This is a genomic window from Vibrio sp. Vb0598 (genome assembly GCF_033338935.1).
In the GTDB taxonomy this organism is placed as follows: Bacteria; Pseudomonadota; Gammaproteobacteria; order Enterobacterales; family Vibrionaceae; genus Vibrio; species Vibrio alginolyticus.
The window spans coordinates 89,395-114,743 of record NZ_JAWOTP010000007.1 but is presented as its reverse complement, the minus strand read 5'-3'; the positions used below and the strand labels follow the sequence as shown (position 1 = coordinate 114,743).

The 25,349-nt window shown below is 45.0% G+C and carries 19 protein-coding genes; 10 read left to right on the top strand and 9 right to left on the bottom strand.

Annotated elements, in window-relative coordinates:
- Positions 1–4: 4 nt before the first annotated feature.
- The 7 genes from R7Q38_RS09680 to deoD form a co-directional block, all read right to left on the bottom strand.
- On the bottom strand, positions 5–553 hold the full coding sequence (locus tag R7Q38_RS09680) for an ECF-type riboflavin transporter substrate-binding protein (RefSeq protein WP_005375133.1): 549 nt from the start codon (positions 551–553) through the stop codon (positions 5–7).
- A gap of 335 nt (positions 554–888) precedes the next feature.
- Positions 889–2,019 carry an HlyD family secretion protein gene (locus R7Q38_RS09675; RefSeq protein WP_005375134.1) on the bottom strand — a complete coding sequence of 377 codons (1,131 nt, stop codon included), beginning with the start codon at positions 2,017–2,019 and terminating at the stop codon, positions 889–891.
- Positions 2,019–2,399: a DUF3302 domain-containing protein gene (locus R7Q38_RS09670; RefSeq protein WP_064376388.1), complete on the bottom strand. Its 381-nt coding sequence runs from the start codon at positions 2,397–2,399 to the stop codon at positions 2,019–2,021. The genes R7Q38_RS09675 and R7Q38_RS09670 overlap by 1 nt, the downstream gene beginning before the upstream one ends.
- Before the next feature lie 244 nt (positions 2,400–2,643).
- Complete coding sequence (locus tag R7Q38_RS09665) at positions 2,644–4,227, bottom strand: GGDEF domain-containing protein (RefSeq protein WP_318114205.1); 1,584 nt, start codon at positions 4,225–4,227, stop codon at positions 2,644–2,646.
- Positions 4,211–5,695: a hypothetical protein gene (locus R7Q38_RS09660; RefSeq protein ID WP_005375137.1), complete on the bottom strand. Its 1,485-nt coding sequence runs from the start codon at positions 5,693–5,695 to the stop codon at positions 4,211–4,213. The genes R7Q38_RS09665 and R7Q38_RS09660 overlap by 17 nt, the downstream gene beginning before the upstream one ends.
- Before the next feature lie 166 nt (positions 5,696–5,861).
- Entirely contained in the window at positions 5,862–7,331 is a 1,470-nt protein-coding gene (locus R7Q38_RS09655) for a hypothetical protein (RefSeq protein ID WP_005383936.1), read from the bottom strand.
- 70 nt (positions 7,332–7,401) lie between these two features.
- Positions 7,402–8,112: a purine-nucleoside phosphorylase gene (deoD, locus tag R7Q38_RS09650; RefSeq protein WP_005375140.1), complete on the bottom strand. Its 711-nt coding sequence runs from the start codon at positions 8,110–8,112 to the stop codon at positions 7,402–7,404.
- Between the two features lie 398 nt (positions 8,113–8,510).
- Between deoD and R7Q38_RS09645 the strand changes: the two genes are divergently transcribed.
- From R7Q38_RS09645 to R7Q38_RS09630, 4 genes are read left to right on the top strand one after another with little or no spacing between them, the layout of a single operon-like run.
- A complete protein-coding gene (locus R7Q38_RS09645; protein ID WP_213875898.1) occupies positions 8,511–9,461 on the top strand; it encodes a YbgA family protein in 951 nt (316 codons plus the stop codon).
- Positions 9,451–10,251 (top strand): MerR family transcriptional regulator, encoded by an 801-nt coding sequence (locus R7Q38_RS09640; RefSeq protein WP_033906723.1) that lies wholly within the window; start codon positions 9,451–9,453, stop codon positions 10,249–10,251. The genes R7Q38_RS09645 and R7Q38_RS09640 overlap by 11 nt, the downstream gene beginning before the upstream one ends.
- Positions 10,252–10,273: 22 nt before the next feature.
- On the top strand, positions 10,274–11,689 hold the full coding sequence (phrB, locus tag R7Q38_RS09635) for a deoxyribodipyrimidine photo-lyase (RefSeq protein ID WP_005383934.1): 1,416 nt from the start codon (positions 10,274–10,276) through the stop codon (positions 11,687–11,689).
- Between the two features lie 6 nt (positions 11,690–11,695).
- Positions 11,696–12,622 (top strand): L,D-transpeptidase family protein, encoded by a 927-nt coding sequence (locus tag R7Q38_RS09630; RefSeq protein ID WP_005383933.1) that lies wholly within the window; start codon positions 11,696–11,698, stop codon positions 12,620–12,622.
- 26 nt (positions 12,623–12,648) lie between these two features.
- On the opposite strand, the gene R7Q38_RS09625 is transcribed toward R7Q38_RS09630, so the two are convergent.
- Positions 12,649–12,903, bottom strand: a complete 255-nt coding sequence (locus R7Q38_RS09625; RefSeq protein WP_005375145.1) for an Lpp/OprI family alanine-zipper lipoprotein — start codon at positions 12,901–12,903, stop codon at positions 12,649–12,651.
- A gap of 550 nt (positions 12,904–13,453) precedes the next feature.
- Between R7Q38_RS09625 and R7Q38_RS09620 the strand changes: the two genes are divergently transcribed.
- From R7Q38_RS09620 to R7Q38_RS09595, 6 genes are all read left to right on the top strand, one after another.
- Positions 13,454–14,797 carry a DEAD/DEAH box helicase gene (locus tag R7Q38_RS09620; RefSeq protein ID WP_005383932.1) on the top strand — a complete coding sequence of 448 codons (1,344 nt, stop codon included), beginning with the start codon at positions 13,454–13,456 and terminating at the stop codon, positions 14,795–14,797.
- 324 nt (positions 14,798–15,121) lie between these two features.
- Positions 15,122–17,119 (top strand): prolyl oligopeptidase family serine peptidase, encoded by a 1,998-nt coding sequence (locus tag R7Q38_RS09615; protein ID WP_239938499.1) that lies wholly within the window; start codon positions 15,122–15,124, stop codon positions 17,117–17,119.
- On the top strand, positions 17,120–19,261 hold the full coding sequence (locus R7Q38_RS09610; protein WP_239938500.1) for a TonB-dependent hemoglobin/transferrin/lactoferrin family receptor: 2,142 nt from the start codon (positions 17,120–17,122) through the stop codon (positions 19,259–19,261).
- A gap of 9 nt (positions 19,262–19,270) precedes the next feature.
- Positions 19,271–21,523: a proprotein convertase P-domain-containing protein gene (locus R7Q38_RS09605; RefSeq protein ID WP_239938501.1), complete on the top strand. Its 2,253-nt coding sequence runs from the start codon at positions 19,271–19,273 to the stop codon at positions 21,521–21,523.
- 25 nt (positions 21,524–21,548) lie between these two features.
- On the top strand, positions 21,549–22,982 hold the full coding sequence (locus R7Q38_RS09600) for a DUF1566 domain-containing protein (RefSeq protein ID WP_239938502.1): 1,434 nt from the start codon (positions 21,549–21,551) through the stop codon (positions 22,980–22,982).
- A 1-nt stretch (position 22,983) separates the two neighbouring features.
- Complete coding sequence (locus tag R7Q38_RS09595; protein ID WP_017820503.1) at positions 22,984–23,556, top strand: DUF1566 domain-containing protein; 573 nt, start codon at positions 22,984–22,986, stop codon at positions 23,554–23,556.
- Positions 23,557–23,657: 101 nt separating this feature from the next.
- Here the strand turns inward: R7Q38_RS09595 and R7Q38_RS09590 are convergent, their stop codons facing one another.
- Positions 23,658–25,301 (bottom strand): methyl-accepting chemotaxis protein, encoded by a 1,644-nt coding sequence (locus R7Q38_RS09590; protein ID WP_005383926.1) that lies wholly within the window; start codon positions 25,299–25,301, stop codon positions 23,658–23,660.
- Positions 25,302–25,349 lie beyond the last annotated feature (48 nt).

Sequence of the window (25,349 nt, the reverse complement as noted above, 5' to 3'; positions counted from 1 at the left end):
GACATTAAGCCTCTGTTAAGTTACGGCTTTGCTTGTTACGTTTAGCGACAGATTTAAGAATGAAGAAGCCAACAATAGCAATAAGAATGGTGTTACCGATCGCGATAATAGAAAGCTGGGTAAACACTTTAGTGAACGGTTCTGCGTATAAAATCGTGTCGAGGAATGCAGAGCAACCGTAACCAAATACGTTGCCTAATAGTGCAAGTACCACGAATAACGCGAAGTCTTTCATATTGAAATCGCCTTTCTCTAAACGGTAGCGCGTTAGAGAAGGGAATAGACCGATAATCAAACCAACAATACCTGAACCAAGTACCCAAGTGAGCCATACGCCCCAACCAGCAAATAGGTCAGTAACCCAGTGCCCAATAAAACCAACCAAGAAGCCAACAAGTGGTCCAAATAGTACTGAGAACAATGCTAATACTGCCATGGCTGGTTTTAGCGTTGTGTTTGCAAATACAGGGATGCCAAACATAGGTAAGCCGCCGATACCGTAAAGAGCAGCACCGATTGCAATAACCACAACAGTTTTAGCGGAAAGATTCATAGATAACCTCAGTTCAATAGTCGATTTTAAAGAACGTTCATTTATATTGTTGGAAAGCGTTAGTTATTTGATTGTGTAACATATATTCAAAACAACCAAGCTGCTTATTGTTTGCTCTATTTTTCTTCAGGAAATGTGTGATTTGATTCACGCATCCCTTTGACTGGCTTTGGTTTTAGCAAGCATTAAAAATAAGGCGCGCATTATACAGAATATTAATAAAAGTGGGAATGCTATCTATCTGGATGGCTAGAATGAATCAGGGGCTGATCGTCAGCCCCTGATTACACGGTTTGATGTTATTTTTACCAATAAATGAAGGCGCTATATGTTCATTAATGGTCGAGGTATAAATAGTTCTGCCAGCTCTTCATACGAATAAGCACTTTGCGCATCACTGATACGTGAGTAAAGCTGTCTGAATAAACTGCAACTTCAACCGCAGTACCCATTGGCAGGTGGTATCCACTCAAGTCGTCGGTAATTTTCAGCTTCGCAAACACACGTCCGCTCGTGCGCAAGGCATCAGTCCCGAGCAGAGCGCCTCGCGCTTGAATTTGGCTTTCACCAATGGCTGGAATCACGTCAATGACTTCGCCACGGAACACTTTGCCCGGGATAGCGCGGAACATAAATTCTGCTTCAAAGCCTGGCTTCAAGCGTTGTAATGAGTTTTGTCTGAATGCCGCGGTGTACGTAATGTCTTCGGTATGTACGAAGGTCATTGCCGGGGCAAGTGGCAACGGCACAGCCATAACACCAGGACGTAAAGCCAATTGCGTAACGTAACCATCGGTTGGCGCACGAACGACGGTTTGCTCTAGGTTAAACTCTGCTTTACGCAGCTCGGCAAGAAGTTGCGCGACTTGGGTATTTTCGCCTCCGATTTCAGAGTCCAGAGCGATTTGAGCTTGTTCTTGTTGCAAAATCGCAACGTCTAACATGGCTTCTGCCGCTTTATACGCTTGGCGTCGAGTATCCAAATCTTGTTCAGTAAACGCGCCACGATCAAAGCCCCTTTGATATCGGCTAAATTCCCTTTGTGCTTTATCTCTGTCCGCTTGTGCTTTCAATACAGCAGCTTCTGCCTCTCTTAGATCAGACTCTAAGCCCAACGCACCTTGGCTTGCTTCTTTAACTTTCGCTTCCAGGCGAGCAACTTCTGCTTCAAAAGGGACAGGATCGATTTTGAAAAGAATATCGCCCGTTTTGAGCGGTTGGTTGGCCTGGACTGGCACTTCCACCACGCGGCCACGCACGCCAGAGACGATAGGCGTAGTCGGGAACACTTGGTTACCCAATTGAGTAAATGGGTGGTTGTAGTTCATAAGCAGCACGAGTGTGCCCACTAACACTACGCCGCCAAGTACGGCGGTTGGAACGGTCCATTTGTTTAGAGGAATATTGAAAATTTTAAAAATGGCAATACAAAGAGCTGCGTAAGTCAGAATCAGCAATAAGTCCATTATTCGTCCTCTTTACTTTGTTCAGGCAAAGGCTTTTGCTGAATCTTTTGTTGTTTCAACATCGATACTTGGTTTTTGAGTTCGTTGACTTCATCGATGAGTTCTTCAAGGCGGTGATGAATGTCGTGTGTTTCTTGTTCTAGTTGTTTAAAACCCCAGCCGCGTTCCTTGCGCCATAATGTTGCCCAGATCCATAAAAATGGCCACAGCGCATGCAAAGTGAAAAGGCTGACCCAGCCAGCGTAGTGAATTGCGTCTTGGTGCGGGTGCTCTCTCTCTTTGGCGATTTCATATGGAATATCATGGATGACAATGATTCCGTAAAAGATCACTAAAGCAACGAAGATGAGTAACCCAAGTGCAAAATAGTCTAGAAACATCTTACCTACCTGTGCGTATTGCGAAATGGAAAATCTACGTAAATTAACAATTTAAGTATTTGTCTTAACTACAGATGAATCAAGCGGTTTTTATGTAGGAATTATGTTTATGCGATGTAAGTATCCACTGATGTTTATTGGCAGCTAAGGTGTTGCTGAGTACTTATTTAAACAAGCAGTGAAGTGATATAGGAAGGATAAGTAAAAAGTATACTAAAGCCCCAGGTGTCAACCGGGGCATGGTTTAAAGTTCGGTACAGACTTGGTTTCTGCCATTGGCTTTGGCGCGATAAAGAGCTTTGTCTGCACGATAAAAAGTTCGCTGAGTATTCTCGCCTTCTCGATGCAAGGTAATCCCTATGGATACGGTCAGCCCCCGTTCACCAAGAATATCGTCCCAACCATATTGATAAATCCGTTCACGATAATTCTCGGCATGCATTTCTGCGCGTTCCAGTTGGGTATTCTCAAGGATCACGAGGAACTCTTCACCACCAAATCGTACGCACGATGCGCCTTTAAATCTGAAGTAGGACGCCAGTTCCTGTGACACACTTTTGATCGCTTTGTCGCCAACCAAGTGGCTTAGTTCGTCATTGATGGATTTGAAGTGATCGATATCGATGACCATCAATGCAAATGCAGTATCGTGCAGAAGTAGATCTTTTAGTTTAACTTCTAACCAGCGTCGGTTGTGTAAAGACGTAAGTGGATCGGTAAAGACGTCCTGCTGTAGCTGAGCAACAGTATTTTTATGCTGCTTGGTGGTTTCTTTTAGTTCTTTGTTTTCTAGCTCTGACAAAATGAGTTTGAGTTGTAACTCAAAGCGTGAAAGTCGGCGTAGTTGAGCAGACCCTAACTCACCGATCGGAATATGTTTTACAAGATCAGATTCGATTCTATGCGCTTTTTTTTCACAATTTAATGCTTCTTGATACAACCCTTGAGAGGCGTAAACTTGACTCATCGCGTTATAAAAATGCTGAGTAACGATAGGAGATAGCTGCTTTTGAATCCTTTTACTGATGGAGTCCAACGTTAAATTAGCTAAAGAAGTGTGCCCTACACCGTTTAGACAATACGCAGTCTCAATTTTGACCATCGTGGATAACCAGTATGTCGTGGCACTACCCGTTGTATACTGAACATTCGAAATAGCCAGCAACGCATTGGGGTAGTCTTCTTGCAGACGATGTAATTTGGCTCGGTAGAGGTGAATTTGTGCGGCGAGGTTTTTATCACTGACGAGAATGCTCAGTTCTTCACATTCACTCAATAGTTCTTTGGCGTCTGCGGTACGGTTTAAGCTGATATAACATGCAAGCATGTACAGCTTGTAACGAAGGCGTAGGGATCGACTGCCAATAGCGTGATCGATAGCATCTATTTTTTGATAATAACGTAATGCACGTTGGTGATCCCCATAGGCATCGCACAAATTACCCATTCCAATAATGGCCAATACGTACTCATCAATATAGCCGTACTCGACGGCGATATTGGTTGAAGCAACATACTCGGTTAATGCCGCATTGTAGTCACCTACTTCAACTAAACGCTCACTCAAGCTTGCTTTCACTGAAAGAATATCTTCTACATCCTCTGGTAAAACAAGCAACTCAAGCGCTTGTTTCAATTCACTAATGCTGTCGTTGAGCTGTTTGATCTTTCTTCGATACTCGGCGCTAATGATATAGCAATGCGCTTTCTCTCGGTTTGTTGACGCAATATGTAACCCTATGTGTTCCCATAGCGTAATCGCTTCTTCACCTGAAACGGAAGAAGGATCGATACCTGCGTCAGTCACCTTGCTAAGCAGTTGTTCCATTCTTCATTACCTCAATATAACTTTCTTCGAGCTGTTCTAACGTGAATGGGAAGGTCAGGATATCTTGCAAATACAGTATCGGTTTAGGGCCTTTGATTCCGCGTCGCTTCCATGGATAGATGTCTAACATCGCTTGGACAGTGCGGTAGACCTCTTCTGCTGCTTGACCTTTTTCTGCAATTAACATTGCTAGCCTGTTACTGGAAATTCTCGAGATGAGGTCGCTGGAGGTTGTCAATGCATGAACGAGCTCGGTACAAACATCGAGAACTTCGGGGTTTGAATGCTGAATCATAATGATGGCGTGGTTAGAGCGTTTGAGCTCCGTTTTAAACAAAACTAACTGTTCCCACCAGTAGGTCTCAGAAACGACATTAGAGAACTGTTTTTCAGGGTCGTATTCGTGTTGAGAGCGAATATGATTGATCAGCTTACGTGCTCGCTGCTCTAGTTGGCGTTTAGAGCCTCTTGCTTTATCCATGCTGATTCGATGAGTTTGTTCTTTGAGCATTTTGAGTGCGTGCTTACGGTATTTCTTGAACGCGTTAAACGCAGACTCAAAGTCACCTTGTTCTTCAGCGACTCGTGATTGTTGGAAGCAAATTTGGCTGAGTAGCTCACCGTGGTCGAAACTGAGTGCAGATTCTTCTGCTGCAAGTAGCAACTTGGCAGCGCTGTCTGTATTTTGGCGCAAAAGCTCAAGTCTTGCTCGGCTAATAAAAGAGTGTGCTTTCATCCAAACGAGGTCATGCTCAATGGCAAGCTGGTGGGCTTTTTGGGTGGCTTCTTCGGCCGCATCAAGGCGTTCTAGTCCAAGCAGTGCTAACCCTTTAAAGTCCCAGATCTCGGCTTGCCACGTACTGTCATCATGATCTTTTAATACTTCGGTTGCTCCATCTAGTACCGTAAGCATCTCGACAAACTTATTTAGTAAGTAATAGTCCCAAGCTAATAGGATGCGCGCTTTGCCTTCTAACCAAGCAATACGAACATTGTTTGCCACTTTAACGGCTAACTCATGAGTTGAAGCGGCAAGTTGGTGTTCATTAGTGATGCGCCATACATTACCAAGCCCAATTAGAGATTCGATTTGAATTTCAACATCATCAACAAGAGCAGATTGTTCGAGCGCATTAATCCAATATTGTTGCGCGGAATAATACTTTGCTTGGCCCCAATATTGGAGTGCAAAAAGATGGAGAATTTCCGGGAGATGATCGTCGGTTTCAAGCTGTGTTTGTTTGCTGTAAGCGTCTTTGACGAGTTTTAAGCCTTGTCGGTAATCCATTAGGCACCAACAGCATTGCGCCATGATGAGTAAGGCTTTGATCTCTCCGTCCACAAATAAAATTTGTTCCGCGCGGATACGATATTGCTGCGCAATATTAAAGGTATGTTTAGGGGCCGATTTTATTTGGCCTTTAAGCTTAGTGAGATCATCTTCTAGCTGAATTTGGTTTTTATCCAACGTTCACATCCATGACTATCGAACTGGAAATCACACCTAATATTAAGTGGTTAGATGCATGTTTCTTTACCAAAGCGATGCGGATAACGTTTTGGTAAACGATCAGGGGCCGTAATGTATACCGTTACAACCCCTAATTACTACATCTAAATTACCAATAGAATAGCTACGATAGGAGCTGTTTGATTGTCAAAGGTGCATCAGAGACTTCCAACCTTTGTGCAGCGGTAAGACCTTGTTTATCCTGATAGCACAAATTATGCCAAGCTCTGAATATATCTAAAAGAGGTAAAATACCAGCAGGTCGTAATTTGCGACGTGGCTCGTTAATGAAGCTTTCGAAAAGAATCTGAAAGCGGTTTTGATAAAACTTCACATGACGAGTTGTCGCAACGTTAAACCATTTTTCAGGCTCATTTTGATCGCCAGCGAGGTAGCAAATGCCTTTGTGGTTTTCGTTTTGACTAGAGATTGCCCAACGATCGCGCCACCAACTCATATAGGCGATATCGACTTTGCCAAAGGGAGTGCTCATGTCCCAACTAGCGTCCTCTTCTACATACATCAAGTCGACACTTTTCTCTTTAATACGAGGTAAACAAACGCTCAATGCAGCTGAACGTAGTAGGGGATCTTGAGGCATGTATAGAGATACACGTTTGTTTGGGCAGCACATATCAAGTACGTGCAAATAGTGTGCATACGAGGTGTATGGCGGACGGACTAATGCCCCTTTTGAAGGGTAATGAAATACAGATAGATTACCAAGAGGGTCTTCTACGTTACCGCGAGCCAAAATTGTTTGGTATTTTTGGTCAATTCGCTCTCTGAGGTGATGAGAAGGTTCCGCAAGCGGCTCACTTGCTTCCGCTACGTACTCCTGGGAAACAAAACGAGACACCTCATCGTAAGGATTATGATCGAGAGTTGCGATTGGCTCTTCATCAGCGGAATAATTGACGTGCTGGCAAAGAATATAGCCAGAATGCGCTTCGCCAGAAACAATCCAATACACACCATTATTGCTGTTCGGTTGCAATGCAATATAGTTTGAGGCCAATTCATAATGCGTTGCGTGGTTTACCCAGCGCGCATCAATGGTTGCCAGCTTGCGGCGGCAGCGGCTAGCTATATGGTCAACATGATCGTAAAAGGTTTTTGGGTTAATACTAAGCTTGCGGCAGATTTCTCGTACGGAATATCCCGTAAACAATAAACCCATCAAGTTCTCTTGAAATTGAAGCTTCTTGTTGGCACCAGACCACTTGTCGACAAAGGTACTTTGACACACTTTACAGCGGTAACGTTGGCGATCGCCACTGTAACCGAAAGCGTGATAGAGGTGTTTGTGAGTGTGGACAGAAAGTCCAAAGTTGTCGCAATCATCATTACGGCAAGCAGGCAACCCGTCACTGTGGACGTGCCGCAGGCGATGAAGTTCGTTCACGACATCGCGATTATTAAGTAAGGGGGGGAAAGCTCCACATTCACGGCATACCATCGCCGGACGCTTAGGGTTCGCATGTTGCAGAACGTAACGCTTTGCATCACTCAATCCAAAGTTGTCACACGCCAATGTTTTACAAAAGTTGAGTTGTAACCCATCTGCGTCTTTTGGCAGTTCGCCGTTAGACACAATCGCCCCCTCGGGATAATTCGGGCAGCCAGCATAACTCTGGCTGCAAATTATTACTTACTATTTGCTCTTAGATGTTGATTGCAGTTTCTAGTGCAACTTTCATCATGTCGTTGAACGACTTCTGACGCTCTTCTGAGCTTAGTTTTTCACCACGGATGATGTGGTCAGAAACTGTCAGGATAGTCAGTGCTTTCGCGCCTAGGTCAGCTGCTACGCCGTAGATACCAGCCGCTTCCATGTCTACACCTAGGATGCCTAGTTTTTCCATCTTCTCGAAGATGTCTGCTTCTGGTGTGTAGAACAGGTCAGCAGAGAATACGTTACCTACTTTTACAGGCACTTCCTGAGCGCGCGCTTGGTTAACTGCTTCTTCTAGAAGACCGTAATCAGCGATTGCTGCGAAATCGTGGTTGTTGAAACGGATACGGTTAACTTTAGAGTCTGTAGAAGCACCCATACCGATAACAACGTCCATTAGTTTCACGTCGTCACGTACTGCACCACAGCTACCCACACGGATAACGTTTTTCACGCCGTATTCAGCGATTAGCTCGTGTACGTAGATACAGCAAGACGGGATACCCATGCCGTGGCCCATTACAGAAACTTTTTTGCCTTTGTAAGTGCCAGTAAAGCCGAACATGTTGCGAACGTCACAAACTTGTTTCACATCTTCTAGGAACGTTTCAGCGATGTATTTAGCGCGCAACGGGTCGCCTGGCATTAGAACTGTTTCAGCGAAATCACCTGGTTGTGCGTTAATGTGTGGGGTTGCCATAAGTGCTCTCCAAAGTTTTGTTTTGATAAAACGCCTCTATTATAGAACGCTATTACCAATTCTGTTGAACTTGTTCGTTTTCGTTGAGGCAATAATATCGGGACGTACAGTGGCCCCTTGAGAGCTTAGTCACAAAAACCACGCATTTAGAAACTGTAACTACTATTGATAACCAAATCTGTTGAAATCAAAAGAGCAATCGATTTGCTTTTGAGCAGTTTGTCGATTGCGCGCACAAATTCTTTGTTTTTGGGCCAAACTTTTTTCTGACAGCTGGTTGATCGAAATACTTTCGAGTGAAGTAAAACGATTAAATTGTACAACTTATTTTCTTGTACAATCTGGAAAGGCTTGCTATAAGTTATACAACAAAACTTTTTGTATAGGGATGCGTCATCATGGAATCTTCGATCAAAGTAGGTATCAGTTCGTGTGTTTTGGGTGAACGAGTGCGTTTTGACTCTGGTCATAAGGTGAGCAACTTTGTGACTAAAGAGCTTAGCCCGTATTTTGACTTTATTTCGGTATGCCCTGAAGTCGGCGTAGGTATGCCAGTACCCCGTCCAACCATTCGTCTTGTTTCTAATGAAGAGCGTGTTGCATTGGTTGAAACCAAAAATCCAGAAAATGATCATACCGACAATATGCTCACTTACTCGGCCAATAAAGTAGATGAACTTCAAAGCGAGCAGCTTTGTGGTTACATCGTTTGTGCCAAGTCACCAACTTGTGGCATGGAGCGAGTCAAGGTTTACAGCAAGAACAGTGCTGCGAAAGAAGGTGTTGGCTTGTATACACAAACATTGATGCAAAAAATGCCTTGGTTGCCTGTTGAAGAGGATGGCAGGCTTAACGACCCTGTATTGAAAGAAAATTTTATTACTCGAGTATTTTGTCTAAATGACTTTTACGGCTCGATGGATGGTGAGCCTACTCGTGGCAAAATCATCGACTTTCATTCGCGCTACAAACTGACGTTAATGGCACACCACCCAGAGTCATACCGCTCCCTTGGCCGCTTAGTCGCTGATGTCGCTAATTATGAAATTGAAGACTTTTACCAAGAGTATCGTTTAGGACTTATGAAGGCGTTAACGAATCGGGCTAGCCGCAAAAACAACACAAATGTGTTGATGCATTTACAAGGGTACTTCAAACGCTCACTAACTAAAGAAGAAAAAGAAGAGTTAGCGACAGTGATTCAAGACTACCGTATCGGAATGCTGCCTCTGCTAGCACCACTTACATTGATTAAGCATTACTTAAATACTTACCCAGACGAGTATTTAGCAAAACAGAAGTTTTTAGAACCGTATCCGCAGGAGATGAGATTACGCTATGGTTTGTAGTTCAGAAGAAAAACTATACGCGATCCGAGATGTCGCAGAAATCACGGGTGTAAAACCAGTTACGCTGAGAGCTTGGCAACGAAGATACAACTTGATCCAACCTCAGCGAACTGAAAAAGGACACAGACTTTATCGCCAGCAAGATCTCGATACGATTCGCGAAGTCCAGAGCTGGCTCGCGAAGGGGATTTCGATTGGTAAAGTGAAGGGGCTGCTAGGAAAAAGCGCCGATGTCGAAGTCAAAAACGAGGTTCGCACACTCGAAGAAGTTGAAAACATGCTGCTTGCGCTGTCTACCCTGAATCGAGGAAAAGCAGAGAGTTTACTTGCCTCTGTTCTTAAAGAGTATCCACTAAAACTCGTTATTGATCAGTTTATTAGCCCAGTATTTGATGCGCTAGACATGGTGAAAGGATCGCTGCGATCTTTACAAGTAGGGTTATTTCAGACTTGTTTGATCACTCGACTTGCCCTTGTTATCGATTCTGAAAACAAAGCCGCTTCCAAAGGAAAGTGTCTGCTCATTAGCTTTGAACAAAACAGAGAGTCTGAGAGTTGGATTCAAGCAGCGAAGCTTTGCGAACAAGGGTATCACACGACTTTGATCGATAAGGTTGATGATGTTTCTGGTCTACTAGATCACGAGGTCGTTGAAAATGGTTCGTTTATCTACCTTTTCTCCAACAAAGCGCTAGCTGCTAAACAAGTAGCGTCCATCAAAATGCTTCACGCACAGTTAGGTGATCGGATGGGGTGCTCTGAAGTGATAGAGAAATTACACCTAACTTAGTAGACAAAAGATAGGAGCTACCATGATTTTAGTATGGTTTCGACGTGACTTACGTACGTTAGACCACACGGCACTCAAAGCGGCATTGGATTCAGGTCAGCCTGTCGTCGCTTGCTTTATCGCGACGCCAGAGCAGTGGCGGGAGCATCACATGGCGCCGATGCAGGCAGACCTCATTGCTCGTCGCTTAGCTTGTCTTAACGAGGAGCTTGAAAGCCTTAATATTCCCTTTTTGTACAAAGAGGTACCGTCGTTTTCCGATTGTACAGATGTGATTAGTGGGTGGGCGGAAACACTTGAAGCCACGTCTGTCATGGCAAACATTCACTATGAGGTGAACGAACGAGAGCTCGATACACAAGTAAGTGAAGCGTTAGCTTCTCACGATATCGAATTTGAACTGTTTCATGACAAATGTGTGCACGCGCCAACGACGGTTCTTAATAAGCAAGGCGAATATTTTAAGGTGTTTACGCCATTCAAGCGTGCTTGGTTAACGCAGTTCCATATGCCGACGGTAGTAAAACCTCACGAGCAAGCGCCACTAAATAAAAAGGTACTCGAACAATTAGAGTCGGCTCGATTTAATTCAAGCTTCACATTTAGCTATCCTCGAGAATCCAGTGAAGACTGGCTGGCTTCGACTAATGATATTTTGAAGCAGCTTAGGGAATTTGCACGGGAGCGCAGTGACGCGTATCAAAGCGAGCGAGACTTTCCAGCTATTGATGGCACTAGCCAACTGTCTCCATACCTTGCGATTGGCGCGCTATCACCAAGGCAGTGTATTGCTCGTTTGTATGCTGAAAATCAACAAAATGACCTTACAGAAGGGAAAGCAACTTGGTTAAGTGAGATCATTTGGCGTGAGTTTTATCAGCACCTATTGGTTTTCGAACCAAAACTCGTCAAAGGCAAAGGATTTATCGATTGGGAGGATAAAATCCAGTGGTCCTATGATGAGAAAGCCTTTGAGCGATGGAAGACAGGAACAACAGGATACCCAATCGTTGATGCAGCAATGCGTCAGCTCAATCAAACAGGTTGGATGCACAATCGATTACGTATGATTGTCGCGAGCTTTCTTACCAAGGACTTACATATTGATTGGCGATGGGGAGAAGCGTACTTCATGAGTAAGCTGGTGGACGGCGATTTTGCAGCGAACAATGGTGGCTGGCAATGGTCTGCTTCTACGGGCTGTGACGGGCAGCCATACTTTCGTATTTTTAACCCGATAAGCCAAGGCGAAAAGTTCGATGCTAATGGTGAATTTGTGCGCCACTGGGTACCAGAAATCAAAAGTGTACCGAACAAATACATCCATAAACCTTGGACTTGGGAGGGCTTTTCTTTACTGGAATATCACAAGCCGATGGTTGATCACAAGACAGAAAGAGAGATAACCTTACAGCTCTTTAAAAGTGCCAAGGAATAGAGTGAAATGCTTAGCAAAAAGCGATCAATGAGTTTCGCAAAACGTACCCTGCTATCTGTGTCGTTATCTTTAGTGAGTGGTCTATCATTCGCTAAGATGTACGAATTACCAGAGGATGGAAGCCGTTTAATTGGTCGCCTTGAAAACCACGTCGTGCAAGAGGGCGAAACCATGGCAAATATCGCTAAGCTCTACGATGTGGGTATGCTAGGTTTAATGGCCGCAAACAAAGGCGTGGATCCCTTCTTACCAGAAGAGGGGCATGTTCTTACTATTCCGACACAGCTAATCCTCCCAGACGTACCTTATAAAGGTATCGTTATTAATCTAGCCGAGCTGCGCTTGTATTACTTTCCGAAAGGAGAAGATATTGTCCATGTATTTCCTGTCGGAATTGGCCGAATAGGGCGCGATACCCCAGTAATGACAACGCGTATCAGCCAAAAACGACCGAACCCTACATGGACTCCTCCAGCCTCTATTCGTGCCGAGTACAAAGCAAAGGGCATTGATCTACCAGCCGTTGTTCCTGCGGGGCCTGATAATCCACTTGGTATGTTTGCATTGCGTTTAGCTTACGGGAATGGCGAATACCTAATTCATGGTACCAACAAGGACTTTGGGATTGGTATGCGAGTCAGCGCGGGTTGTATTCGTATGGACCCAAGTGACATTGAGTGGTTATTTGACAAGGTTCGTAACGGCGAAGACGTTAACATCATTAATCAGCCTATCAAAATGACACTTGAACCTGACAGAAGTGTGTTCTTAGAAGCACATGAGCCTTTGACTCGTAGTAATGGCGAGAAAGATGAACTCAAAGTGCCGAAAGAGTTAAAGTGGTGGCTGGATGAATTCGGTATGAAAAACGTAAAGGCTAAAGCAGCAATCGCTGCACAGAATGGGGTTCCTGTCGAAATAACCGCGCCTTAACGGGCGTTAAGACGCGGTATCAAATCTTACTTAGTGTAAGACTGAGCGATGTTATCGATACGCTCGTTAGCACGCTCAGCTTCTTCTTGAGCAGCCATTGCTGCTGCGCCTGATTTTTGAACGTCAGATTGAAGAGCTTGTACGTCTTGGCTTAGTTGGCTAACTTGGTTGCTTAGTTCGTCTAATTTTGCTGCATTTGCTGTTGCTGCGTCATCAGAAGAAGCACAACCGGCTAGTAGAAGTACTGAAGTTGCTGCAGCTGCGATCAACGTTTTGTTCATATAAGAACTCCTTGCTTATAGTGAAAGTCTCGCCACCAACTATTATTTTATACAGTAGCGAGGTTAAATGTGGTTACATTTTATCAGTACATGATGTAGCAAAAGTCAAAAAAACCCAAGAATTTCATGGAGTACCTGACGTCAACTTTTACCTGAGCTTAACAAAGGTGAATAGTCTATCTTCTCCCTCGCTCTCACAACAGTTTTCATAGCAGGTGTATTTGCCACGTTCCTGATATCAATAATTTAGACGATATTGACACAAATGAAAGTTTATTGGCTCAAATAACTGCTATTTACGTCGTTTTGTTGAAGAATAGAAGACATATCTGAAAGGCCTTTCACTAAACTTCACGTCCAGATGCATATCAAAAAGGCTAGGCTTTACTCTGAACTGAGCCACAAATGATGTTTTACCTTCACCACAGGGAATTAGTTTGTGTGATCTCTATCTATACTCCTATGATTTGCGGTATTATACCGAGCTTTATTTTTTTGCTGCGTTAGAGCGGAAACGACACTACAGAGCGCTCAGACGCTGACTGATTTATTGGAGAATACTTTGCAATTTAAAGATCTAGGCCTAGACAACCGATTGTTGAAGAACCTAAAACACTACGATTTTAAAAAAGCGACTGACATTCAGCAGCAGGCGATTCCTGTTGCGATTGCAGGCAAGGATCTATTGGCATCTTCGAAAACAGGTTCGGGCAAGACTTTGGCGTTTGTATTGCCAATGCTTCATAAGTCTTTAAAGACAAAATCGTTTTCTGCGAAAGACCCTCGCGCGGTTATCCTTGCTCCTACTCGTGAGCTAGCGAAACAAGTATATGGTGAGCTTCGTTCTATGCTAGCTGGCCTATCTTATGAAGCAGCACTGATTTTGGGTGGTGAGAACTTTAACGATCAGGTAAAAGCTCTGCGTCGTTACCCGAAATTTATCGTGGCGACACCAGGACGTTTGGCTGATCACTTAGATCATCGTTCGCTTTATCTGGATGGTTTGGAAACGCTGATTCTTGACGAAGCAGACCGTATGTTGGATTTGGGCTTTGCACCAGAGCTTCGTCGCATTCATAAAGCAGCCAAGCATCGTCGTCGTCAAACGTTGATGTTCTCTGCGACATTAGATCATGCAGACGTCAATGAAATCGCGGCTGAAATGCTCAATGCGCCAAAGCGAATTGCTATCGGCGTTTCTAACGAAGAACATAAAGATATCACGCAAAAATTTTACTTGTGTGATCACCTAGATCATAAAGAGGCAATTTTAGATCGTGTTCTTTCTGAGGCTGAATACCGTCAAGTTATTATCTTTACGGCAACGCGTGATGATACTGAGCGACTAACAGAAAAGCTGAACGAAAAGAAACTGAAGGCTGTAGCACTAAGTGGTAACTTGAACCAGACTCAACGTAACACCATTATGAGTCAGTTTGAGCGCGCAGTATTTAAGATCCTTGTAACGACTGATGTTGCTTCCCGCGGTTTGGATATTGCAACTGTGACACACGTCATCAACTTCGATATGCCAAAGCATACCGAAGAATACGTACACCGAGTTGGTCGTACTGGTCGTGCTGGAAATAAAGGGGATGCAATCTCTCTTGTTGGTCCAAAAGACTGGGATAGCTTTAAACGTGTAGAAGCATACCTACAACAAGATCTTGAGTTTTCAGTGTTTGAAGATTTGAAAGGTAAGTTTAAAGGCCTTAAGCCACCTAAACCAGATTTCCGCAATAAGAAAGCGACTGCAAAGAAAGCTCGCCCTCAAGCGAAAAAATCGGCGAAAAAACCAGCTAAGCGTGACAAGAGCTTCTACAAAAACGTATCTGTAGGTGATGATGTCTTCATCCCTAAGAAAAAACCAGCGGCACCGAGCTCTGAAGAGTAAAAGCTGCTGTAGTTTCCCATTGATTTTAGTTCTTAAAAATCCGAGTGTTCGCACTCGGATTTTTTATGTCTGTCGCTAGGTGAAATAGCGTCTTTCCATACTCACTCGTTTGTCAGCTTTTATATTTGTCTAGTTGTATATAAACAGCATAGAACGCTAATTTAGGAAGTTATTAAGTTTTATTACCTCGGTCAAAGCAAACGTTTTTCCTCACACACTAGATAAAAATCTCACATGATTATGAAAATGATAATTGATCTCATTTTTATTTAAGGGCAGAATACGCGCCATTGTATTAATCCTATAAATGAATTCGCTCTCTATATGAAATTTACTCATGTTTTTTTAGGGCTCATAATTACCTCTAGTTCTGGCTTTGCTGCTGATGATTTCAACTGGCTTCGAGATGATGCTCGTAAAGATGAGCGAGTTCTTACCTACCTAACAGAACAAAACCACAAAACTGAACAGCACCAAAAAAGTTATCAGACGTTGACAAAAAACCTACTCACGCAGTGGGGTACCATGGTGGCAGACAAAGGTGATAAGCCATGGTCGATCATGAGTGGAAGAGAGTGGACGCTAACGCGTCGCGATGGTCGTTACTTACTGTTATCCCGTGCGAGTCAACATGCGCCAGAAAACGTGGTGTTCGATTTCGATAAACGACAATCTGCGCATCAGTACTACCAACTTGGTCAATGGCAAGTGAATGGTGACACATTACTTTTCACGGAAGATATCGACGGCAGCGAACAATATCGCGCCGTGGTTGTTGATTTACTCTCCGGTCAATCTACGGAACTGGTGACGCACGTCGATAGTGGCGTATTGTTGTCACCTAACGGGAAAGTGGCATTCCTCGTTGCAAAGGAAAAGCGCACTCAGCGACCTCATCAGATCTTACGTATCTCCACTGAATCTTTGGCAAAAACAGTCCTATGGAATGAACCCAAGTCAGATTGGTTACTTTCTTTCTATCGTGCGGCAGATAGCCGTTATGCTGTGCTGCAAAGCAACAACGAGTCAACAACAGAGCAGAAGCTTGTCGACCTAGAAACGGGCACTGTCTCAGATTCATTGCGAAAGCCTGAAGTGGGTGTGGAATATTACGCGGATGTGGCGAAAGGTTACATTTATCTGAAAAGCAACCTTGAAGGAAAGTTCGCCCTTTACCAAGTCGAACTCGCACCGCTTGGCGCAACATGGCAACGCTTCACCAATCCTCGTGAGCCGCTTGAACAGTTCTACCTTTATGATGCAGGAGTTGTGGCACTTAGCAAGCCAAACAATGTGTCGACTTTGACGGTGTATTCTTACCAAGGTCAGGAAAAAGTGATACTGCCATTGGAACACGATGGTAATGTCGCTTGGCTAAGCACGTTGGGCGATTTTGAATCAAACAAGATCCGTATCCGAAGCATGTCGATGACTACGCCTCCTCAGTGGGAAGAGTTCGATGTAAAAAAGCTGAATAAATCCTTGTACTCTCAAGATGCTTACCAAGACTTTGATAGTCAGCGTTATGTATCCCAACGTATTTTTATTAAGCACGACGGCGTTTCTGTCCCGGTCTCTTTGGCGTATCGCAAAGACAAATTGCACCCACAATCTCCTGTGATGATTTACGGTTACGGCGCGTATGGTTTTACGATGAAACCGTACTTTATGCCTCAGGTTATCAGTTTACTCGACCAAGGTGTGATTTACGCTATCGCCCATGTCCGTGGCGGTGGGTACTTTGGCGATGAATGGCACGAGCAAGGCCGTGGTGTGCGAAAAGCCAATTCTATTGGTGATTTTGTCGCGGCCGCGAAGGCGCTGCAAACATTCGAACGTGGCAATAGAGAGGTTTTCGCCATCGGTTCTAGTGCTGGTGGCACGTTGGTGGCCGGAGCGGTTAATCAAGATCCTAAATTGTTTTCAGGTGCCGTACTTAAAGTGCCTTTTGTTGATGTGGTTGCAAGTATGTCGGATACCTCACTTCCGCTTACCACACAGCAGTATGGCGAATGGGGTAACCCAACCAAACCTGAACAATTGGCGTTAATGAAGGCGTACGATCCGATTCTCAATATCCATAAAGACGCTTACCCACCCATGTTTGTTCAAGTCGGTTTAATTGATCAGCGCGTGCCATATTGGGAAGGCGCAAAGTATCTGGCTAAAGTTTCAGCGTTAAGTGAGCGCAACGGGCCGTACTTGTTGCAAACTGATTTTAATTCGGGCCACCAAATGGACCCACGACAAGCGCAAGAACAACAAGCAAAAGAATACGCATTTCTACTATCACTCATTAAAACATCTAAAGCGGAGCAGTAAATGAAGCTTACCCCAGTGTCAGCGGCAGTACTTTCGGTACTTGCTGCCAGTCAAGTGCACGCCGAATCTAAGGTTTTCTCAATGGAAGAGGTGGTGGTAACCGCCAATAAAATCGATCAGCCATTGTCAAAAGTGGCAGGTAGTGTCGCGGTTATCACAAACGAGCAAATCGAAGAAAGAGGCGAGACCGAGCTATATGACGTGCTGCGTAACGAACCTGGTGTAAGTGTGACGGGCGGTGCAGGACGTCCGCAAAACATTACCATCCGTGGTATGACGGGTAACCGCATTATGATCGTTCGTGATGGCATTCGTTCTGCGGATGGCTTCGGTGCGAATGACATTAATGATGCCGTTGGGCGAGATACTTTTGATTTATCCAATTTTGAATCGCTGCAAATCATTAAAGGGGCAAGTTCTTCGGTGCATGGCTCTGGCGCGATCGGCGGTGTGGTGATTTTAGAATCCAGCCAGCCGGGTGATTTCTTAAAAGACAAAGACTTCTACACCGATGTTTCCGGTACTTACACCGATATCAGCAACAAGTACAAAGGCACGAGTAATCTAGCTTTCCGTTCCGGTGATACAGAGAGTTTGTTTAACGTTTCATACTGGCAAGGACAAGAGACACGTAACTTTGATGAAGATTTGTATAACCGCGACCTCGATGGTTACAGCGGTGCTTATACGATCAACCACTTTTTCAATGAAGAGGTGATGTTGAAAGCCAAAGCGGAACTCTACACCCAGAACCAAGAGCGTTTGGAGGGTTCACCGTCCATTCAACCTGATGGAATTTGGCATATTGAAGACTTTGCTGAGGATGAAACCACAGAAGAGTACAGCGCTTATATTGGTGCAGAGGTGACTCCGATTAATCCAACTTGGTTCGAAGAGTTGGATACCAAAGTTTACTGGCGTCACACCGAAGTGGTGGAAGACACCAACCGTTTAATGCGCCAAGTGGATCATAATGGTTTGATCACCAAGCGTCGCGAGCTGGAACACAAAACCTTCATTGACGAAACAATTGGCTTCCGTGGCGACTTCACCAATACGATTTATGCAGCAAATGCTGAGCACCAATTGGCTTACGGTGTCGAGCTTTCTACTGACTATTACGAACGCACAGATAGCGACTCCAAGATTGATTGGAACGGAGTAACACCTTCGACCAAACAACCTTTCGCTCCTGCTCGTGCTTATAACATTGGCTTGTATGTCCGAGACATGGTGGAACTGGATAAATGGACCATCACAGGTGGCCTACGCTTTGATGCGCACCGTCTCACGCCAGACGGTGCGGGTGAAGTGGGCGGCTTCCCATTAAAAGACATGGATAGCTCAGAGGTATCTCCAAGTCTTTCGGTTTCTCGTGAAGTATTTGCCAACAACATTGCTTATGTATCTTATAACCATGGTTACCGTGCTCCGGAATACGATAAAGCGTATGGCTTCGTAAGCCACGACTTTGTGCCGCTCACGCCGTTTGTCATTGCACCAAACATGGATCTAGAAGCTGAAACTTCCGACTCATTTGAAATCGGTAACAAGTTCGATAACGGTCGTGCGTATGTCTATGCGTCTTTGTTCTACAACAAGTTTGAAAACTTCATCGACGTTGTGACCACGGGCTTTGACTCAAGCAATGGTAATTACATTAAACAATACCAAAACCTCGATGGTGTCGAGACGTATGGTGCAGAGCTTTCTGCGGGTTACGAGCTCACCAAACAATGGGACATCAGCACCAAGTTTGGCTACGTAGATGGCAAAGATGCGGAAGGCGAATACGTTCGAAGCATTACGCCATTCGAAGGTAACGCTCAACTGAAATACGCCAACCAAGACTTCAATGCTTACGTGGCTTGGAACTGGGCCGCGGCCATGGATCGCGTTCCTAAATGCCAGACCACGCTTGGTCTAGCGACAGAGTGCGCGCAGACAAGTGCGTGGAATACGTTTGATATTGGCGCAACTTACCACGTTTCCAAAGACCTTCGTGTTAGCGCAAACATCATCAACCTGTTCGACAAAGAATACATCCGATACCAAGACGTAGCGGGTATCGCTGAGGAAAGTAAGCGTTACTCAACTGAGCCTGGGCGCTACTTCACGCTAAATGCAAAATACGAATTCTAGGACGAAATCATGAAGCTAAAACCATTGGCGTTTTCGCTGCTTATTGCTTGTACCCCTGCGGCACAGGCTGCAGAGTGGGATTATCCCGCAACGGACTCTGTGGTAACGAATGAAGCGCAAGCGAAAACTTATCTAGACAGCCACTACTCGGAAGCGGGCGAGTTTAAGTTCCGTTACAAAACCCAGTCTCAGCTTGGTGAGCATTACAATTTTGATGTTTGGGTAAACGGTGAATATCAAGCACAGCGCACCCTCGTAGTAACAACCGATAAAAATCATCACGTTGTGCGAGTGTTTAAGAGCCTTGAAGATACGATCATTCGTAACGGCAAACCAACGGTTGCAATGGAATTGGAATCACCTCGCCAACTGCAAGCACAAGAGCCACCTGCTTTGAGCTCTGGAAGTCTGGTTGATGTTGAGGTTTCTTTGTTCAACCCAGATCTTCGCACCATGCAACAGCAAGCGGCACCAGAATCGACGTGGTCAGCACTATCCGATTACCCTCAGCCGATCGAGTACGTCACCAAGTCGATTGAGGTTTTACAGTCCGGCGGTAAGTTCTATTTGTCTAACCCAAGATTGAAGCAAGTGGATGCGACGGGCTTATTTACAGCCCCGACACCTGGTGAAGCGCCTGTACTTGATACGTTGGGTTTTCTCAGCGCAGAAGGGGTTCAAGCATTTGACAGTGTTGATGAGATGCAAAGTACCGAGTTTGGTGACAATGCGTTTCCACAGTTGATGGCTTTTTATCATCTTGATAGCTCGATCCAATATCTGACAAGCCTGACTTACGACTTGTTTGATGAACCGCTTCGTTTTGATGCTCGCGGTTTATCAAAAGATAACTCTACTTACTATTACGGTCCGAAAGCACTCATGCTGGGTGTCGGTGGTGTTTCTCCGGATGCAGTCGATGCTGATGTCGTGATACACGAACTTGGGCATGGCATTCATTATCAAATTGTACCGGATTGGGCGTACGGTCACACTGGTGCTATCGCAGAAGGTTTTGCTGATTACTGGGCGGGCAGCGCGAGCTACCGCACTCAATATTTGGATGCTTCGCGTCGTGGTCAAGAATTCGAGTTAGATACGGTGTTCAACTGGGACGGTGTGTTCGGAACACGCAAAACAACTCGTAGCTTATGGAACCAAAGAGCGCGTTACTTCGAGGGCTCAGAGTATCCAGCGCACGTTAGTGTGGGCGGTGAACTAGGCGACGAGCTATGGTCAACGCCACTGTTCCAAGCACTTAAAGCATCGGTTGAACGATACGGTGATGATACCGATAACGTGTTCCGTGAGTTTGACGCCATTGTACTTGAAGGCATGTACGGCATTGGTCGTGGCGTGAAAATGCATGATCTGGCGGAGTCGACCGTGTTTGCCGCAAACACCTTGTTCCCAAATAAAGACTACGCCCAATTCCTGACGGACAGCTTCAACAGACACAACTTACTTAAAGCGCCTCTTCGTGTTCGCTATGACGCTCGATACATCGCACAAGGTCAAGACGTTGGTTTGAGCCTGAGCCAAACTGGCCGTGAAGCGAGCATCAAAGGGCAATGGCAGCTAAACAACGCATCTGTTTTCGACTTTGATGAAACGCTTTCTGACTCGACCTCAATGAAGGTGGCGTTACCAAGCGGTCTAACATGTGGCACGCAATTCGATTCCTCTATTTCATTGGATTATCAATTTTCTGAAGGCCTAAAGACTCACCAGTGGAGTGAAAAGGTGATGCTGGTTAATGGTACGCCAGAGCTCGATATCCAGCCTCAACCAGTGAACTCCGCTTTGCCGGAACAGGGCGACAGACTGTTCTCTCAGACGCTATCGGACAAGTCACGCACGATTGATGATTCGTTTGCGGTTTACCTGAACATCGAACATGACTCACTGCAAGATCTGCAAGTGACGCTTGTGTCTCCACAAGGTAAATCGGTCGTGCTACTTAGCCATCAATCAAGCAATACCAAAGGATTTAAAGGTTACTTCACCGCTCAGTATGACGAGGAGTTACAAGCACTTGTCGGGCAACCGAGTTGGGGTACTTGGCGTCTCGAAGTGTCTGACCGCGTGTCAGGGAACTCTGGGGTGTTGAAAGAGTGGGGTGTGAGTCACTTTGCTCAGTATCAGTGTAGTGCTGATACCACTAAAGAAAGCAGTGGCAGTGGTTCAGGTGGCAGTGGTTCGCCTTGGACCTTGTTAGGACTTTTCCTGCTTTCAATGGTGAGAGTGATTCGCTCTCGTTAATTAAAATCAAAAGAAGATAAAATCTATGAAGTTTCAATATTCTTTCGTTGCTATGTCACTAGCCCTTGCTGGCTGTGGCGGAGGTTCTGGTGGTGACACGTCGGCACCGACCTATGATGTAGCTGGCACCATCGTTTCTGCAGGTACACTTCTTGATACGCCAGTATGTATCGATTTAAACCAAAACTACGTTTGTGATTCCACTGAACCGAGTGCTAAAACGGATAATGCCGGTAAATTTAGCCTGACTTCAAGCGACAAAAACGTACTAACCAGCACCATTCTTGCTCAAGTTGATCAAGGTTCAAACCAAACGTTGCGTCTTGCGGCTCCGGGCCAAAATTTAGCAACGGGTAACACGGTCAATGGTGTAACAACGTTGCTCGCAGGTCTTGTGGTTGACGGTAAAACCGTTGCTCAAGCTGAAGAGATTGTGAAAGCACAACTCACCGATGCCGGTGTTTCTCTGTCTGGAACGGTAATGTCTAACGCAGAAGCCAGCGAGCTAGATAAGCTAGAGCAAAACACGGTTGCACTATTAGCTGCAATGCAGCCACAACAAATGACCCAAGGCGTAGCGCTGCTTGCTCAAAGCCTTAGCTTCCAGGGTAAATCATTGGCCTCTGATCTTCTGTCTGAAGTGGAAGTGAGTGCATTTGCTGAAGAAATTGTAGCGGTTGCTGAACAAACGGTTGGTAGTAACGATACGGGCGCCGTTCTTTATTTTGCTGAAGGAGCAGCAGACGTAGCAGAGGTTCAAGCGTCTTACCCTGGTCAAGATGCGGAATACGGCTTCGACAAAGAGGACAAGCAAACGTCGACAGGCGCTGGCTTTAAGTTCGTTAAGCTAGATTCACAAGGTGCAGCTTTAGCAGCAGATGCGACTAAGTGGGCTTGTACTATGGACGAACGTACTGGTCTTGTTTGGGAAAATAAGAGTGCGGATGCGAGCTCAGTTCAATTTAAAGATCGCCTATTTGCGTTTGAGTCTGAAACATTTAAGCCGTATTACGAAGATCTTGAAGTCGTTGGTTGTGTGGATGCTGCTGATGGCATCTGTTCAACAAGCCAATATGTTGAACATATAAACAAGCAATCACTATGTGGCATTAGTGACTGGCGCCTACCAACATACCAAGAGTTCTACGATGTTCTAGACTTAGGTGAGACAGAGAAAGACGCCGACGGCAATGTCTATGGTATGACGACAGCTTACTTCCCTCAACAGGGTAAAGGCAGCCCAGACGTTAATTCAGGTGCTATTTGGCTAAGTGATTTCACATTTAATAATTACTCTCCTGCTAACTACGAAGGTGCACTTCAATTTGCAGTGATTGCAGCGAAGGGCGCTGACCGTGGCCACGTAAGCTTTGTTGAAATTTATTCTGACAAAGTAGAGCGTGACACAGGCACGTCATTCCAATTCCCAATCCGTCTAGTAGCAGTAAAGGGCCAATAAGATGAAGAAATTAATAACTGTACTATCTCTTGCTTTGGCTTCTCAAACTGTAATGGCTGCACAAGAGTGTTCTACTGACTTTGCTAAAACGGCACCTAACACGCGTTATACATATTCTGAGAGCGGTACCGTAACTGACCTGAAAACAGGTCTAACATGGATGCGTTGTCCTGTTGGTTCAACGTGGAATACGGCAAACGAAGCTTGTGATGGCGCTGCGACTAAGATGTCATGGCAGTTAGCGCTATCAACCGCTGAGCAAATCCGCAATGAATCAGGTAATCATGCTTTATATGACTTCGCTGGCAAAAAGAATTGGCGCATACCAAACATTAAGGAGTTAGTCGCGTTGACAGAACGTGCTTGCCATAGCCCTGCGATGAACGGCACTGCATTCGCAAGTGGCTACACGCTAGAGGTGGGTGACTATGCTGGTTACATCTGGAGTAACACACCAAACGGTGATGGCTCAAACGTTATGGTGTTTGATTCATTTAATGGTGAGGTTTACAACTGGAACCCACTAGAGTCAACGAACATTTCCTCTGTTCTGCTGGTTACTGACGAGGAGTAATCACCCCGTTGGATTTTCACGAATCCAGATGTTATTAAGCTCCGCCAGTGCGGAGCTTTTTCTTTTCTAACCTTTGGAACTTATCGTGTTGAGCAGAGTATTTAAACTTGGAACTGCTTAAGCTGATGTTTTTGGTTTTCTGCTAAACCAGACAACTCTTGCGCTGCCGCGGCTGATTGAGTGATCCCAGTGACGTTCTGGCTCACTAGTTCATAGATGTTCGTTAAGTTGTTGTTGATATCAGCCGTGACCTGTTTCTGCTCTTCTGATGCGGTCGCAACTTGAGTGTTGATTGAGTTCAGATCGGCGATAGCATTACTGATATTAGCAAGTGATTGGCTAACTTCTTGTGTAAGAGCTTGGTTGTCTGACAACATGGCTAAGCTGAAATGCATACTTTCATTTGCGTGACCAGATTGTTGCTGTAGCTCTTCTATAATGGTTTGGATCTCTTTGGTGGACTCCTGAGTTCGCGCTGCCAGCATACGTACTTCATCGGCCACTACCGCAAAGCCTCTGCCACTTTCGCCCGCTCGTGCAGCTTCAATCGCTGCATTCAGTGCAAGTAGATTCGTTTGCTCAGAAATACCTTCAATCACTTCGATCACGCGACCAATGTGTTCTGATTGATCTTTTAGCGAAGTCACGACGGCAGCGGCTTCGTTAAGTTGTTCCGCCATCTTTTCACTTGCGCGAGTGCTTTCCCCAAACATGCTTATACTTTGTGAGGTTAACGTACGTGCTTGATTTGATGCACTATCGGCTGCTTGTGCATTGGTCGATACTTCAGCTGCGGTCGACTCTAGCTGATTGATCGCCGAGGCTACTTGCTCAACTTCTTGCTTTTCTTGATCCGAGTTGACGCTGCTTTGAGTCATAACAGTTGCTAACTCGGTTGATGCTGATGCCACATCTTCACTAATGCGAACCAATGCGCTTACAGTTTCACGCAGTTTTTCTATGGTCTGGTTTACATCTCGAGCCAGCTGAGACACTTCGTTTTTCCCGATGGCTTCGGCCTTAACTAGTAGGTTTCCCTTCGCGACTTCCTGCATCGTTACTTGAAGGTTACGAATCGGCGCAACGATGTAGCTGGCGAGTACCCAACTAATAAGTGAAGCGGCACTCAAGATCACCGCAAGCGAGACGGCGCTGTAAGTTAGCGTGGTTGAATGTTGTTCGCCATTCGTTTCGACTTCATCGGTGACGATTTGATTCAATTGTTTAGATAGTTTGTCGATGGCGTTGATCATCGCTTCGCCAGCTAATCGATACTCAGCCATTGCAGATTCGTACTTTTGATTGAAATCAGAGGTGGTGTAATCAGAAGAGTGTTTAGTGGTGAGCAGAGGTGTCATGGTAACGCGAGTGAAATCAACATAGTGATTCATGGCCTTACGCATAGCATTGACTTCATTTTGAACGCCAGGGAGATTGTCGATGGAGTTAAGAAAATCGCGGTTTTTGTTTTGTCGCTCAGAAAGCTCTTGGTTGAGAGACTGAACATCTTCGGCTCTAAATAGACTATAAATGGCTTTGATGCGCATGGCGTAAGTGTTGTCTACGATGCCGCTAAGTTCCTCTTTGTGAATGATTAGCTTATGGGTGGAAGCCGAAACCTTATTGAATGCTTGATCGAGTTTACCGATTCCGACACTCAGTCCAATGATGAGTAATATAACTGTGAATAGAACAGGCAGAAAAACCTGAAGTTTAATAGAAAGCGTACTAAGAAATTGACGCATGAGATTGACCCTCTATCGGTTTGATTATTATCTTTTTTATAAATAAGC